The following is a 15,365-nucleotide window of genomic DNA, read 5'->3' on the forward strand; positions in this document are numbered from 1 at the left end:
GTCGGCAATGCAGGATGGTTCCGTCGTTCCCGTGCCAGCACGATGCCGCGCCGGCACGCTCCCTGAGCGGTCGCACGATGTACCGTCGAGCATCGCCCTCGCCCCCACGTCGTCCTCGCCCTCCCGCGTCGGCACCGCAGGACGATGACGCCGTTCGTGGGCGGGGAGGCTGCCCCGCTGGTCACGTTCCTGCGTTCCCAGCCACGCGGCGGACGGGAGGCGCGGTTCCCGGCCGTCCCGCGCCTCCCGCGCGGTGGGGCGTCGGCGCGACCGCGCGGTGACGTCGGCAACGCAGGACGATGACGCCGTTCGTGGGCTGCGAGGCTGCCCCGCTGGTCGCGTTCCTGCGTCCCCGTCCGCGAATCGGTTCCCGCCCGTGGGTCGGTTCGCCCCTCCGGGTCGGGGACCGATCGGCCGACGGCGACATCTCAGGACGCTCCGCCGGTTCGTCACGGACCTCGTACGGCTCGTTCTTGTCATCCTGATCTGCCCACCGTGTGAGGACGGACTGCGTGGAAGCCGCTCGCCTGGGCCGGCTCGATCACAGGCGGCCAGGTCGACAACGCAGGAAGCACGCGCTGTCCGCGGGGGAACGCACTGCCCAGCCCGTCACGTTGCTGAGTTGGCAGGGCGGAGCTCCTTCGTCAGCGAGCGAGCCAGGGCAGGTCGACAACGCAGGACGCGCGTGCTGTCCGCGGGCACGGAGCCCCGCCCGCTGGTCGTCCTCCAGCGTTGCCGGACACGTGCCGGACGGGAGGCGCGGCTCCTGTCCGCCCCGGGCCTCCCGTCCGGCGGGCCATGGGCCGGGTCCGGAGCCAGCGCCGTGGCGACGGCAACGCAGGATGGCTGCGCCATCCCGGTGTCGGGTTGGGGCCCGGCTGTTCGCGTTCCTGAGTTCCCAGCGGCGCCCCACCCCGCCCCGCCCGCGCATGCGCCGGCGCCCTACCCGCGCCCGCCCCGCCCGCGATTCCCGGCGGAACGGTTCAGCGCCGGAGCGTCGCCCGCGCCAACCGGTTCCCGAGGAGCTGCCCCAGCTGCACGATGACCACGATCGCGGCCACCGAGATGTACACGATCCACCAGTTGTACCGCTGCGACCCGTAGGTGATCGCGTACTCGCCGAGACCTCCGCCGCCGATGAGCGCCCCCTGCGCGGTCATGTCGACGATGCCGACGAAGATGAACGTGTAGCCGAGGACGAGCGGGCCGAGTCCCTCGGGGATGAGCACCGTCACGATGATCGACAGCGGGTGCGCTCCGGCCGCCCGAGCTGCCTCCACGATCCCGGGGTCGAGGCCCACCAGGCTCTGTTCGACGATCCGGGCGACCGCGAACGCCGCCGCGATGGAGATCGCGAACGTCACGGCCGGGACACCGATGGTGGTCTGCACGACGACGCGGGACAGGGGCGCGACCGCGGCGAGGAAGATCACGAACGGGATCGGTCGCACGATGTTCACGACGAGGTTGAGCACGGTGAACGCTGTGCGGTTGCCGAGCAGGTTGCCCGGGCGGAACGCGTAGAGCGCCAGGCCGAGCGCGAGCCCGAGCACGCCGGCGACGACCAGCGAGACGAGCGACATGACGAGCGTGTCGATGATCGACTGGACGAAGACGTCCGTCGTGGACAGGAACCCCTGGATGCCGTTGTTCATGCCGCGACCTCCTCCACCGTCGTGATCCCGTCCGCACGGAGCGCCCCGACGGCCCGTTCCACGGAGTCCGGCGACCCGCCGAGCTCGTAGGTCAGGGACCCGATCCGACGCTCCCGGATCTCGCCGACACCACCGAGGACGAGCTCGGCGCTGACCCCGGCGTCCCGGAACGCCCGGTCGATGCGCGCCTGGAGCCCGTGCTCGTCGGTGATCTGGACGGTGACGAGCCGGCCGGGGTGGCGCTCCCGCAGCCGGGCGATCGTCGCTGGCGAGGGTCGGTCGTGGAGCGCCGTGCGGACGAAGCGCTGGGCGGCGTCGGTCTGCGGCGCGGCGAACACGTCGTACACGTCGCCGACCTCGACGACGCGACCCTGCTCCATCACGGCGACACGGTCGGCGATCTGCCGGACGGCGTCCATCTCGTGCGTGATCACGACGATGGTCACCCCGAGCTCCTGGTTCACCCGTCGGAGGAGCGACAGCACCTCGGTCGTCGTCTCCGGGTCGAGGGCGCTGGTCGCCTCGTCCGCCAGGAGCAGCGGCGGGTTGGTGGCGAGCGCGCGGGCGATCCCGACGCGCTGCTTCTGGCCGCCGGAGAGCTGTTCCGGGAACGCGCGGGCGCGGTCGCTCAGGCCGACGAACGCGAGGAGTTCGGCGACGCGACGGTCCCGCTCGGGCTTCGGCACCCCCGCGATCCGCAGCGGGTACGCGACGTTCCCGGCGACGGTCCGCGACCGGAACAGGTTGAACTGCTGGAAGATCATCCCGATCCGACGTCGTGCCGCCCGGCGGTCCCGTTCCGGCAGCGCGGTGAGCTCCTGACCGGCCACCGTGATCGTGCCGGACGTCGGCAGCTCGAGCGCGTTGACGAGTCGCACGAGTGTGGACTTGCCGGCGCCGGAGTACCCGATGACGCCGAGGACCTCGCCCTCCTGGACCTCGAGCGACACGTCGTCGACGGCGACGACGGGCTCCGCGGTGTCGGCGCGGACGTAGTGTTTCGCGACGTGTTCGAGCCGGACGAGTGCTGGCATGGGTGACCTTCCACGGGCGGACGGGGCGGGAGCGGGGCGCACGCGCCCGATGACGGACGGGAGGCGCGGTGCGGGCCGGCACCGCGCCTCCCGTTCGTCACCTGGCTGCGTTCTCGGCGTCCTTCTCGACGGCGGCGAGCTCCTTCTGCAGCGTGGCGGCGCTGGTCTTCTTGCTGACCGCGTCCGGGTAGTCCCGCGCGAAGACCTTCTGCACGGCCTTGTCCTGGAACAGCTTCGCGAGCTTGAGATAGGTCGCGTTCTTCTTCTGCGCGGCCGTCGTCGCGAAGATGTTCACGTACGGTGCGGCCGACTTCGACGACGGGTCGTCCTGGAAGATCGCGTCCTTCTTGGCGAGTCCGGCGCTCGTGGCGTAGTTGACGTTCACGATCGCGGCCCGCACCGATCCCTGCTGCAGGGCGTTCGCCGTCTGCGAGGCGTCGACGGGGCGCACGTCGACCTTGTGCGAGGTGATGTCGCTCGTCGTCGAGAACGCGTTGCCGCCGCCCTTGAGCTTCAGGAGCTTGGCGGACTGGAGCACGAGGAGTGCCCGGGCCTCGTTGATCGCGTCGTTCGGGATCGCGACCTCGTCCCCGCGCCGCAGCTTGGAGACCTTCGTGACGGACGTCGAGTAGAGGGGCAGCGGGTAGATCGCCGTCGCCCCGATCGGCTGGAGGTCGTCGCCGGCGGTGACGTTGTAGTTCGCGAGGTACTGGATGTGCTGGAACTGGTTGATGTCGACCTGCCCCTGCTCGAGTGCGGGGTTGGGGAGGGAGTAGTCCGAGAAGTTCACGAGCCGCACCGTGACGCCGAGCTTCGACTTCGCGAGTGCGACGTAGGTCTTCCAGTACGGGAGCGACTTGTCGGCGACCCCGATGGAGACCTCCTTGGTCGCGGCGACGGCGGGGCGCGCACCGAGGGCGCCGACGGCGATCGTCAGCGCGACGACGAGGACGAGGGCGGCGACGACCCAGCCGAGCGGGCGACGTGCGACGGCGGGGGAGAGCGGCGGTGAGGCGGGCATCGGGACTCCTGGGGGACTCGGTGGTGCGCGTGCCGGGAGGACGCGCCGTGCACCGAGTGTGCCGACGCTCCGAGCGGACGGCGATTCGCGTTCCGTCGTGTTACGACCACCGCGCACGCCGGGCGGACGGCGATCCACGTCCCGTCATGGGCTGACCGCCGCGCCACGCCGGGTGGTCGCAGAACGGACACCTGAGCACCCTGCCAGCTGCCGGGACGCGACACGTCGTCGGTCGCGGCGCATCGCGTGCGGTGCGGGCACGCCGTGCGACACGCCGACCTCGGTGATGGGACACGATCGCGGCGATGGAGCGATCCACCCCGAGCGGGGTACATCCGGCCGGAGGGCGTCAGGTGCTCGGCGGCTCCAGGATGCCGGTCGGCCGGAACCGGTCGCAGACGCCGGTCGGACAGATCGCGCAGTCGGTCCCGCGGCGGTAGTGCTCGTGCGCCGCCCAGACGTGCCCGCACTCGCACCGCTCGCGGGGATCGGGGGTACGGCGTGCCATCGGGCTCCCGGGGTGAGGACGCGGCGCCGACCCGGTCGGTGCACCACGGCGGGCTCCATGCGCGCCGCTCCCGATCCTACGGGAGGACCGGCAGGCGGCGGGGGACGAGCACGTGCCCTGGTCGGGGGACAGATCGGGACGATGCTCGAGCGTGGTCGATCGGGGCCACGGCGACCTGTCATCATGGGTCCGGACGGGCGACCGCTCGGGGCGTGCGAATCGCGAGTCCGTCCGTTCGATTCCCGGAAGTGCGGAACACCGCCGTTTCCGTGAGCCGCACTTGTCCCCTGTCCGGGGGTGCGCGTATGTTCCTGGTACAACCATTCCGGACGATCGCGGCTGTCCCTCACCCGGCTGACCACGACCAATCCGATCCCGAATGTGCCTCGAATGAGTGACACAAGTGTGTCCCTCGAACGAGTGTCACGCGGAGCCCTCCCAGCTCCTCCTGCACCGACGACCCCACGCCGGGCGTCTTCCGATCCCGAAATCGAACATGGACACAGCATGAACCCGAACTTGCCTGCGCCCGAGAACGACTCGTTCCTGACCGACCCGACGGTCTCGATCGTCATCCCGGCGCGGAACGAGGCCAAGAACCTGGCTCTCGTCCTCCCCAAACTGCCCGCCGTGCACCAGGTGATCCTCGTCGACGGTGACTCCGTCGACGGGACCGTCGCCACCGCGAAGGCCTTGATGCCGGACATCCACGTGGTGTCCCAGACCCGACGCGGCAAGGGCAACGCCCTCGCCTGCGGATTCGCCGCCGCCACCGGCGACGTCATCGTGATGTTCGACGCCGACGGCTCCGCCGACCCGGACGAGATCCCGCGCTTCATCGAGGCGCTCGTCGCCGGCGCGCACGTGGCCAAGGGCTCGCGGTTCCGGAAGGGCGGCGGCAGCGAGGACATCACCCGGTTCCGTGCCCTCGGGAACTACGGTCTCAACGCGCTGACGAACATCCTGCTCGGCACGCGGTACACCGACCTCTGCTACGGCTACAACGCGTTCCGGCGGTCGATCCTGCCGCACCTCGACCTCCCCGACACCCAGAAGTCCGCGCCGCGCGACGGCCGCATGCTCTGGGGCGACGGGTTCGAGATCGAGACGATCATCAACTGCCGCATCGCGTTCGCCGAACTCGACGTCGTCGAGGTCGCGAGCGTCGAGAAGCTCCGCATCCACGGCGAGAGCAACCTGAACGCGGTGTCCGACGGCTTCCGGGTGCTCAAGACGATCCTCGACGAGCGGTCCCGCGGGCTGGCGCAGCGTCGCCTCGCCCGCAAGCACGGCCACGCGTCGATCGTCCCCGGTGGTGCCATCGCTGTCCCGGTGCGTGGGCGCCGGGACGCCGCGTGAGCGGGACCGCCCCCGCCGTCAGCGTCGTCGTCTGCGCCTACACGCAGCGTCGGTGGGGTGACCTCCAGGACGCCGTCGAGTCCGTCATCGCGCAGTCGGTGCCGGCCGAGGTCGTCGTGGTCATCGACCACGAACCGGAGCTGCTCCGCATGGCCACCGAGCGGTGGGCCGACGAGCCCGTCGTCTCGGTCATCCCGAACGACGGTCCGCAGGGACTGTCCGGCGGTCGCAACACGGGCATGGGCGCGGTGTCCGGATCGGTCGTCGCGTTCCTCGACGACGACGCCACCGCCGAACCCGGCTGGCTGGCACGCCTCGTCGAGCCGTTCGTCGACGACGACGTGATCGCCGTCGGCGGCACCGCCGTGCCCGTCTGGCCGGCCGGCGCGAAGTCGTCGATGTACCCGCCGGAGCTCCTCTGGATCGTCGGCTGCTCGCACAAGGGCCTCCCCGAGACGATGACCGAGGTGCGGAACGTGATCGGCTGCTCGATGGCGTTCCGGCTCGCCCCGGTGCTCGCCGCCGGCGGGTTCGACGTGGACACCGGTCGCGTCGGCAGCGTCCCGCTCGGCTGCGAGGAGACGGAGCTCTGCATCCGGCTCCGCCAGCAGGACCCCGCCGCCCGCATCCTGATCGACCCGCAGGCCGTCGTCATGCACCGCGTGTCCGCCGACCGTGCGACCTGGTCGTACGTCCGGAGCCGCGGGTACCACGAAGGGATCTCCAAGGCGATCCTCGGCCGGAAGCTCGGCCGCGGTGATGCGTTGTCCAGCGAGACGGCGTACGCCAAGGAGGTGCTCCCAGCCGCCCTGCTCCGCGAACTCACCCAGATCGGTCGTGGAGGCGCGACGCGCATCGCCGCGATCGCGCTCATGACCGTGTCCACCGCGATCGGTTTCGCGCGCGCGGCGAAGGCCACCCCGAAGCCGGCGACGCACACGGTCGCCGCGCCGGACGCAACCCCCGCCGGACCGGAGCGGTCCGCCGGCGCCGCGCCGCGCCTCCCGGCCGAGGACGACGCCCGCGACGGCGCGGTGACCCGATGACGGACACGATCGCACCCGCACCGAAGCAGCACACCGTCGGCCGCCGGGTCACGATGGACTCCATCTGGATCCTCGCCGGGTACGCGGTCACCGCACTCACCGGGTTCGTCTTCTGGGTCGTCGCGGCGCGGATCATCCCGCCCGCGGACCTCGGCATCGACACCGCGATGTACTCGATCTTCACCGCGGCAGCGCAGGTCGCCGCGTCGGGCATCGGCGACGCGCTGCTCGTCATGCTCCCCGGGCTCACCCGCTGGCGGAAGCCGCTGTACCTCGTCGGGATCACGTCGGCGTTCGTGGTCGCCGCGATCGCCGGGGTGATCGCCGGCGTCCTCGTCGTGCTCTTCGTGCAGCCGGACGCCCCCACATGGGCGGTCATCCTCGGCATCGCACTCGCCAGCGTCATCTGGACGATGTTCGTCATCAAGGACCCGATCCTGACGTCCCTCGGCGGCGCGCGGCTCAACCTGACGATGAACGGCCCCGTCAACCTCATCAAGCTGGCGCTCATCCCCGTCCTCGTGGCGGTCGTCGGAGCGTCCGCGAACCCCGTCCTCATCGCCGCGGTGCTCCCGGCGGCCGGGGCGCTCGTCGTCGCCTACGGGTTCCTGATCCCCCGTCGGATGCGGTCGTTCGTCCCGGTCGCCGGGTCCGTCGCGGAACCGGCCGCCGGCGCCGGAGGCGCCGTGCCGTTCGTCACCGAGGTCGCCACACCCGCGACCGTCGACGTCCCGGTCGTGCCCGCCGGCGTGGTCCCGCCGGTGTCGCCGGTCGACGCGCCCGGAGCGACCCCACCGGTGGTCGGACGCGCGCACGGCCGCCGCTCGCTCCGGTCCGACGCAGCGGCCGCCCGGTCGGCCGTGCCCGCCGACACCGCTCCGGACGGGAGGCCCGAATCACCTCCGTTCCGGCGGTTCACCGCGTTCGCGACCCGGATGGGCGTCGCGAACGGCCTGTACCTCGGCAGTGCGCTGATCCTGCCGTTCCTCGTCACGAGCATCGCCGGCGGCGAACAGGGCGCCCTGTACGCGCTGTGCGCCCAGATCGGCCAGGTCGTCGACCTCGTCGTCATCGCCATCGGCACCTCGCTCGCCACGCACGTCTCCACGAACCGGCACCTGGCCGGCGCGATCGCGTTCCGCACCTGGCTCTTCGTGGTCAGCATCGTCGGCGTCGGCGTCGTCGGGCTCATCGCCCTCGCGCCGTTCATCCTCGGCCTGCTCGGCCCGTTCTACGTCGAGTCCGGTGGTGTGCTCATCCTCGGCACGCTCGCCGTCGGGTCGCTCCTCCGCACCGCGTTCGAGGTGTGGGGCTCGATGCAGCGCTCCCTCCACCGCACCAAGGCCGTGCTCGTGGTCAGCTGCGTGTCGTCGATCCTCCTCGTGCCGGCGTCCATCGCCGGCATCACGATGGCGGGCGCACTCGGTGGTGCCGCAGCGCTCGCCGCCATGACCCTCGGCCTGTTCGCCGTCGGGTTCACCGGCCTGCTCCGCGCCCGCCGCGCACCGGCTTCCTACTTCGAGCGGAGTGTCGCATGAGCGCCGCAGCCTCCCGGGGCGGGGAGATGGTCCTCCGCCGCCCGATGACCAGCCCCTCCGCGCCCGAGTGGTCCGGTGCCCTGTGGGTCGGCGACGTCGACCTGCGCGACGTCGACACCGCCGCACGCGACGGGATCGACGGGGTCCGCCTCGTCGCCGCCGACGGCTACCGTCGTGCCCGACTGCTCGTGCGCCGCGGCGACACCGTGCTCGGGTTCGTCGAGGTCCCGGTCGAGGACGGGCTCGTCGACCTCGACGCGCTCGTCGCCGAGACCGCGTCGTTCGACCGGGCCGCCGCCGAGTCCGCGGAGTCATCGGCCCCGGACACGAGCGGCGTCCGGATCACGGTGATCATCTGCACCCGGGACCGCGCCGACCTGCTCCGTGCGGCCCTGACCAGCGTGCTCGCGTCCGACCACGAGGCGTTCGACGTCGTCGTGGTCGACAACGCGGCAGCGACCACCGCCTCGGCCGACCTCGTCGCCCAGGAGTTCGACGACGATCGCGTCACGCTCGTCTCCGAGCCCGTCCCGGGGCTCTCGAGCGCCCGGAACACCGGTCTCCGGAACGCGACGGGCGAGATCGTGGCCTACACCGACGACGACGTCGTGGTCGACCCGGGCTGGCTGACGGCCATCGCCCGCGGGTTCGCCAGTGCGCCCGATGTCGAGCTCGTCTCCGGCCTGGTGCCGAGCGGGGAACTCAGGACCCCGGTGCAGCGCTACTTCGACGACCGCGTGTCCTGGTCCAGGAACCTGCGGACCCGGACGTTCCGGCTCGCCGAACAGCCCGCGGACCTGCCGATGTTCCCGTTCTCGGTCGGCGAGTTCGGCACGGGTGCGAACTTCGCGCTCCGCCGCACCACCGCACTCGAGCTCGGCGGCTTCGACACCGCGTTCGGTGCCGGTACCCCGACGGGCGGCGGCGAGGACCTCGACATCTTCACGCGCGTGCTGTTCGCCGGCGGCGCGCTGCTCGTCGACCCCTCCGCGATCGTCTGGCACCGGCACCGCGCCGACCTCGCCGCGCTGCGGGCCCAGGGCAAGGGCTACGGCGTCGGCCTCGGCGCCTGGCTGACCAAGGTCGCGCTGGACCCGACCATGGCGCGCGGTGCCCTGCGCCGCGCTCCCGAAGCCCTCACGAGACTCGTCGGCAAAGGCGCCGGCGACCTCGCGGAGGGGCCCGAACACACCGTCGACGATGCGACGCCCAGGGACGCCGCATCGTCGACGGCCGGGTCCCCGGACGCTGCGGCCGCGCCGGCCGGCGGGTCCACGACTCCGACGCACGCCGAGCTCCTCCGCGAGGTCCGCCGCGTCGGCCGTCTCGAGCTCGTCAGCGTGCTGCTCGGCCCCGTACGGTTCCTGCAGATGCGGTGGGGAGGCGCCGGTCTCCTCGACCACGCGTCCCGATCGTCGGTCGGCGACCCCGGTGCTCCAGCGACCGCGTCGCTCGTCGTCGTGCGCCGGCCGACCGCCTGGGGCGTCGTCGCCCTGTTCGCCGCGATCGTCGGCGCGACCGCCGTGTTCCCGGTGCTGCCGGAGTGGTGGCGCACGATCGCCCTCGCGCTGCTGACGTTCGTCGGCCCCGGTGCCGCCCTCCGGACGTGGGTGTCGATGCGCCCGTCGACGACCGCCGTCGTCGTGCCCGGCTTCGGGCTCGCGATCACGGTGCTCCTCACGGCGATGATGGCCGGGGTCGGGGCGTGGGGCGCCTCCGGCGCGGTGTTGCTCATCGCGGTGCTGTCCGCCGTCGCGGGGCTCGACCGTCGTGTGGAGGCCGGACGACCGGTCCGCCGGACCACCGCCTACCGGGCTCGTGAGTCGCGGCTGGAGCGGTGGATCGCGTCGCGGGTGCGCCGTCGGCCGCAGACCGGGTCGGTCGTTCCTGCGGAGCCGACCGTCGCCGAGGCGGCCGTCTCCACCGAGTCGGCCACCGCTGCGAAGGCCGACGAGCCTGCCAGGGCTGCGAAGTCGGCCACCGCCGCCGGGTCGACCGGCGCGCAGGAGCCGAGCACCCCCTCCAAGCCGGCGAGGACTGCCACGTCGGGCGGCGCGCGGAAGCCGAGCACCTCCTCCAGGCCGACGATGGCTGCGACTGCTGCCACCGCGGCCGATGTGACCGCGCCGACCACCGGCGCCGTCTCGACCGCGTCGGCGAAGCCGGCACCGGCGGGGACGCCGGGGAAGACGAAGCGGCAGAAGGTGGCACGATGACGACCTCGTCCGTCCTCCTCGCGACCCGCACGCCGGGTGACGCAGTGCGCAGCCCGGAGACGTCGGTCCTCCGCTCCCGCGCCCGCCTCACGGTGCTGGCGAGGCTCACGATGGTCGCCGCCGTGGTGGTCTGCCTGGTGACCATCCCCGCGATCCCGCGCGCGAGCTCGACCACCCTCGGGCTCCTGTTCGCCGGGGTCCCGGGTGTGCCCGTGTCGATCGCGCTCGCCGGTCTCGCGTTCGTGCTCGCCCTGCGTGCCGGCTCCGTCGCCGACTCCTGGGTCGCGACCATCGTGTCGGTCCTCTGCATGCGCCTGCCGATCGCCCTCGGCGCGGGCGCCCCGATCTACAGCTGGACCTACAAGCACCTCGGTGTCATCGACTGGATCCAGCACCACGGGCACGTCGCCACCGGCGTGGACATCTACTCCGGTTGGCCGGGGGTGTTCGCCGCCATCGCGTGGTTCTCGACCGTGACGGGTGTCTCCACGACGGTGATCGCGCAGTGGTTCGAGGTCGGGGTCAACCTCGCCCTCGTCTGCGCGGTCGGTTCACTCGCCCGGGCGATCGGGACGAAGCGCCTCACCGCGGTGACGGCCGCGTTCGTCGTCGGGGTCGCGAACTGGGTCGGGCAGGACTACCTGTCGCCGCAGGCCGTCTCGTTCCTCCTCGGCATCGTCGTCGTGACGCTGCTCGTCCGGAGCCGCAACCGTCCGCTCCTCGGCTGGTTGAGCGTGCCGCTCTTCGGGGCGATCGCCGTCTCCCACCAGCTGACGCCGTACTGGCTCATCGCGGTCGCGCTGGCGTTCGGCGTGATCGGTGCCGCCCGCCCGCGGTACATCGGCATCGTGTTCGGCGTCATCGCCGGTGCGATGGTCGTGGCGAACCTCCACCTCGTCGAGCAGTTCACCTCCGGAGCCGCGTTCGACCCGGTCGCGAACGCGCAGACGATCGAGACGGGCGTCGGCAGCGTCGGGCAGACCGTCACCTCCATCGCCGCTCGTGCGCTCACCGCCGCCGTCTGGGGGCCTGCGCTCGTCGCCGTCGTCGTCGGGCTCCGACCGGACCGGTTCGGTGGCGGTCGCGCGAAGCGGTGGAACACCTTGCGGCTCGCCATCCTCACCTTCGCACCGTTCGCGCTCCTCTTCGGGCAGAGCTACGGCGGCGAGGCGATCTTCCGCGTCTTCCTCTACTCGCTGCCGGGGTCGGCGATCCTCCTCGCTCCGATCGTCCTGCGCTGCGTCCGGTCCGGCCGGAGCGAGAGCGAACGCATGGCCCGGCCGGGAGTCGCACGCCGCACCGGTGTCGTCGTGGGTGGCCGGTTCGCGTTCGTCGGGACCGCGGCGGCCGTCGTGCTCGCCTCGTTGCTGAGCGCCCAGGCGACCTACGGCGCGTGGTTCGCGAACCTCGTCTCCCCTCAGTCGCTCGCGATCAGCACCGACCTGCTCCGGACGATGCCCGTCCCGTCCCAGGTGATCAGCCCCGTCGGGGCCGGGGCCGGTCGGATGACCGAGCAGTACGTCGACCAGGCGCGGATCGACCCCGGCTACGACTCGACGATGGACACGTGGGCCGGGTGGGCCGGCCAGTCGTTCCGGAACCCGGAGGTCGAGCGCAAGCTGACGAGCGACCTGCTGCAGTCCGACCGCCCGGTGTACATGCTCTTCACGCAGCAGCAGATCGACGCCGCGGCCTACACCGGGAGCTACCCGGCCGGTGCGGTCCAGCGGTTCGCCGCGCAGGTCGGCAGCGACTCGCGGTGGGAGTCCGTCGTGTCGGCGCAGGGCGTCGAGCTCTACCGTCTCAAGGGCGTCGGGTCATGACCCCGACGTCGTCCCGGGTGCGCGCGTCCTGGGCGCATGCGTCCTGGGGCGGCGCGTCGGCCCGCTCGGCCGCGACGACCGCCTCCGTACCGGTCTCCGCGACCGACCGGCTCGGGCGGATCGGCACGGTCGTCGTCCGGCTCGGTCCGCTGCGGATGCCCTCGCGCTCCGCCGTCCTGGACGCCCTGCACGCCCTGACGTCGGTCGGGCCGGAGGTGCGGATCGGCCTCGTCCCCGCCCCGGACGGCCGGAGCTGGCACTACGACCCCGCAGGGCTGCGCGCCCGGTGCGAGGCCATGGTCGTCGAGGTGCCGGAGGGCGACGACCTCGACGCGGTCATCGCCGACCTCATCGGCGCGATCGACCCCGCGCACCCGGTCCGGATCGTCCTCGCCGGCAGTCACCTGCTGCACCTGTTCGACCACTCGCTCATCGACACCCGGTTCATGGTCGGGTTGCCGAGCGCGCTCCTGTCGATGGCCGGAGGCGGGGCGCTGCCCGAGTGGGTCACGGCGCCGACACTCCGTCGCCCCGTGCTCGCCGCCGTCGTCGCCACCTACCTGCGGCACCCGCGGAAGGTGCTCGCGTTCCTCGATGCCCGGCGCCGGTCCGGGACCGCCCGTCGGCTCGAGCTCGCCGCCGCCGACATCGCGCGCACGGCTGGCGGTCCGGGTGCGGCGGAGGCCCCGGATGCGGGGGTTCCGGCGGGTGCCCCGGATGCGGCGGTTCCGGCGGGTGCCCCGGGTCGGGCGAGTGCCGCGGGTCCGTCCGACGCCCCGCGCGTCCCGTGGACACCCGACACCACCGTCGCCTGGATCGCCGGGACGACCGAGGGCTTCCGCGACACCCGGGCGTGGATCCGGGCGACCGACCCGCACCTCAGCTTCGGCGCGGTCCTCCTCGTCATGCTCCGCGCCGCCTTCCGGGCCGAGGGGATCACCGTGGCGGTGCACGCGGACATGGTCTACGACGTCCGGCGGTTCCTCCCCGCCGGCGGTCAGACGAACGGCAACCTCATCACCGGGATCCCGATCGCCGGCGCCGAGGACCCGGCCGCCGTCGAGGACCAGCTCGCCCGCACCATGGGCGCCGGCCGACCGGTCGCCGCCCTCGCGGCGGGGGTCGTGAAGGAGATGATCCGCCCGCGCCGGACCGCGGTGGAGGGTGTCCCCGCCGACGCGCCGCTCTACCCCCGCGCACGGATCGCGTTGAGCAACTCCGGCATCTCGCGGCCCCTGCAGAACCTGCCGTGGGCCGACGCGCCGGTGCACCAGGTGATGTACGCGATCCACCCGCTGCCGCCGGAGAACGTCGGAGTGCAGGCGGTGATCATCGACCGTGCGCTGCAGCTCACCGTGTCGTTCAACGGGAACGTGTTCCGGCGCGAGGCGGTCGAGCGCGCCCTCCACCGCGTCGTCCACGAGCCCATGTCGGTCCTCGCGGGGCTCCGGCTGCGGACGACGGACGAGACCGGTGGTGACGATGCGAGCGCGACCTGATCGCCGCGCCCTCCGTCGCACCGGCCGGAGCCGCGTAGCGCTCCTGCTCGCGGGGGCGCTGACCGTCGTGCTCGCCGGGTGCTCGGCGGCCGACGGCGGCGGCGACCCGACGTCGACGGCCACCGGCTCGTCGTCGGCGTCCCCGAGCGGGAACGGCACGGCCGCGGACGGTGCCACCGGCGACCAGTTCGACGGCCCGGCGGGGTCGCCGCCCGATCCCTCGATCTGGACCGCGCAGACGGGAGGCGGTGGCTGGGGCAACGGGGAGGTGCAGACCTACACGTCGAGCGCGGTCGCCCTCGACGGCAAGGGGCACCTCGTCATCACGGCCACGGCGCACGGTCCGGCCTCGCACCCGACGTACACCTCCGGACGGATCACGACGCAGCACAAGCTCTCGTGGACGACCGGCACGCTCTCCGCACGGATGAAGCTCCCCGACGGGACCGGACTGCTGCCGGCGTTCTGGCTCCTCGGCGCGGACGTCGACTCGGTCGGATGGCCGAGAGCCGGCGAGATCGACATCGTCGAGACGCCGAACACCACGAGCCGGTCGTCGCACACCATCCACGGCCCGAACAAGTACCTGATGTCGCAGGACGTCCCGGTGAGCGGCGACCTGCAGCACGACCCGAAGCTCAGCGCGGGCTGGCACACGTACACCGTCATCCGGACCGCCGACAGCATCACGACCAAGGTCGACGACACGGTCGCCGTGCACCTCACCAAGGCCAGCGCGCCGCCGACCCTCGACTGGGTGTTCGACCAGCCGATGAACATCCTGTTCAGCCTGGCGGTCGGCGGGAAGTTCCCCGGGAACCCCGACGCGAGCACCCCACGGACGTCGAAGATGCTCATCGACTGGATCGCGTACTCACCCCGGACCTGACGTCCCGCCCGGCCGCGAGGTCCGACGGCCGTGTGTCCCGCGACGCGGAGCCGTACGGTGGGAGGATGTTCCCGTCCGACCAGCCGACCACCTCCCGGACCCTGCGGTGAGGAGCGTCGAGTTCACCTTCGACGAGCCCACCGACGCCGCCGTCCGGTCGTGGTGGACCACCCTCACCGACGAGGGGCTGCCGAGCCTCGCCCTCCACGACTCCCCGTCGAACCGACCGCACGTGACCCTGGTGGCCGGGCCCGCGCTGTGTCCGACGCCGCGCCTCCAGTCCGTCGCGCGTTCGCGCCCGGCCGCCGTGACGTTCGGGGGTCTCGTCCGGTTCCCGGCGGCGCGGGGGCGGTTCGTGCTCGCGCGGTCCGTCGTCGTGGATCCCGCCCTGGCGGCGTTCCAGGCAGCCGTGCACGACGCTGTCGAGGCGGATGCGGAGGAGCACACGTCACCCTCCGAGTGGACGCCGCACGTGACGATCGCTCGGCGACTCCTGCCGGCGGACTGGGAGCGTGCGGCGGCGATCCTCGACGGGGTGGAGGTGCCGCCGAGTGCGGTCGTGCAGGGGGTGCGGTTCTGGGACGGTGATGCGCGGGTGGTGACGGCGCTGGGGTGAGCTCCGGGCGCGGGTGCGTCGGGGGTGCTGGGGTGCTGCGGGGTGCCGGGGTGCGTGGGGGTTCCGGACGGGAGGCGCCGCTCGGCCCCGCACCGAGCGTCGCGACCGCGGGTGGTCGGGCGGGGTACGACCTGCCTGGAGTGCGTCCGTGCCTGTCGGGC

Annotated in this window: 11 protein-coding genes; 8 read left to right on the top strand and 3 right to left on the bottom strand. The window is 72.6% G+C overall.

Features of this window, described 5'->3' with window-relative positions; translation table 11 throughout:
* Nucleotides 1-983: 983 nt before the first annotated feature.
* From ACO0E0_RS02280 to ACO0E0_RS02290, 3 genes are all read right to left on the bottom strand, one after another.
* Complete coding sequence (locus ACO0E0_RS02280; RefSeq protein WP_422869777.1) at nt 984-1,655, bottom strand: methionine ABC transporter permease; 672 nt, start codon at nt 1,653-1,655, stop codon at nt 984-986.
* A complete protein-coding gene (locus tag ACO0E0_RS02285) occupies nt 1,652-2,689 on the bottom strand; it encodes a methionine ABC transporter ATP-binding protein (protein WP_422869778.1) in 1,038 nt (345 codons plus the stop codon). The genes ACO0E0_RS02280 and ACO0E0_RS02285 overlap by 4 nt, the downstream gene beginning before the upstream one ends.
* A gap of 97 nt (nt 2,690-2,786) precedes the next feature.
* Complete coding sequence (locus tag ACO0E0_RS02290; protein ID WP_422869779.1) at nt 2,787-3,710, bottom strand: MetQ/NlpA family ABC transporter substrate-binding protein; 924 nt, start codon at nt 3,708-3,710, stop codon at nt 2,787-2,789.
* Between the two features lie 1,015 nt (nt 3,711-4,725).
* Here ACO0E0_RS02290 and ACO0E0_RS02295 point away from each other — a divergent pair.
* The 8 genes from ACO0E0_RS02295 (at nt 4,726) to ACO0E0_RS02330 (ending at nt 15,204) form a co-directional block, all read left to right on the top strand.
* Nucleotides 4,726-5,577 carry a glycosyltransferase family 2 protein gene (locus tag ACO0E0_RS02295; RefSeq protein WP_422869780.1) on the top strand — a complete coding sequence of 284 codons (852 nt, stop codon included), beginning with the start codon at nt 4,726-4,728 and terminating at the stop codon, nt 5,575-5,577.
* Complete coding sequence (locus ACO0E0_RS02300; protein WP_422869781.1) at nt 5,574-6,623, top strand: glycosyltransferase family 2 protein; 1,050 nt, start codon at nt 5,574-5,576, stop codon at nt 6,621-6,623. The genes ACO0E0_RS02295 and ACO0E0_RS02300 overlap by 4 nt, the downstream gene beginning before the upstream one ends.
* The gene (locus tag ACO0E0_RS02305) at nt 6,620-8,161 is read left to right on the top strand and encodes a polysaccharide biosynthesis protein (protein ID WP_422869782.1); all 1,542 of its coding nucleotides are present in this window, start codon (nt 6,620-6,622) and stop codon (nt 8,159-8,161) included. Before ACO0E0_RS02300 ends, ACO0E0_RS02305 begins: the two co-directional genes overlap by 4 nt.
* Nucleotides 8,158-10,377: a glycosyltransferase gene (locus tag ACO0E0_RS02310; protein ID WP_422869783.1), complete on the top strand. Its 2,220-nt coding sequence runs from the start codon at nt 8,158-8,160 to the stop codon at nt 10,375-10,377. Before ACO0E0_RS02305 ends, ACO0E0_RS02310 begins: the two co-directional genes overlap by 4 nt.
* Nucleotides 10,374-12,200, top strand: a complete 1,827-nt coding sequence (locus tag ACO0E0_RS02315; protein WP_422869784.1) for a hypothetical protein — start codon at nt 10,374-10,376, stop codon at nt 12,198-12,200. The genes ACO0E0_RS02310 and ACO0E0_RS02315 overlap by 4 nt, the downstream gene beginning before the upstream one ends.
* On the top strand, nt 12,197-13,699 hold the full coding sequence (locus ACO0E0_RS02320) for a serine/threonine-protein kinase (RefSeq protein ID WP_422869785.1): 1,503 nt from the start codon (nt 12,197-12,199) through the stop codon (nt 13,697-13,699). The genes ACO0E0_RS02315 and ACO0E0_RS02320 overlap by 4 nt, the downstream gene beginning before the upstream one ends.
* Nucleotides 13,683-14,588 carry a glycoside hydrolase family 16 protein gene (locus ACO0E0_RS02325; protein WP_422869786.1) on the top strand — a complete coding sequence of 302 codons (906 nt, stop codon included), beginning with the start codon at nt 13,683-13,685 and terminating at the stop codon, nt 14,586-14,588. The genes ACO0E0_RS02320 and ACO0E0_RS02325 overlap by 17 nt, the downstream gene beginning before the upstream one ends.
* Nucleotides 14,589-14,694: 106 nt before the next feature.
* The gene (locus ACO0E0_RS02330; protein ID WP_422869787.1) at nt 14,695-15,204 is read left to right on the top strand and encodes a 2'-5' RNA ligase family protein; all 510 of its coding nucleotides are present in this window, start codon (nt 14,695-14,697) and stop codon (nt 15,202-15,204) included.
* Nucleotides 15,205-15,365 lie beyond the last annotated feature (161 nt).

It is taken from the genome of Curtobacterium phyllosphaerae (assembly GCF_049341865.1).
Classification (GTDB): domain Bacteria; phylum Actinomycetota; class Actinomycetes; order Actinomycetales; family Microbacteriaceae; genus Curtobacterium; species Curtobacterium phyllosphaerae.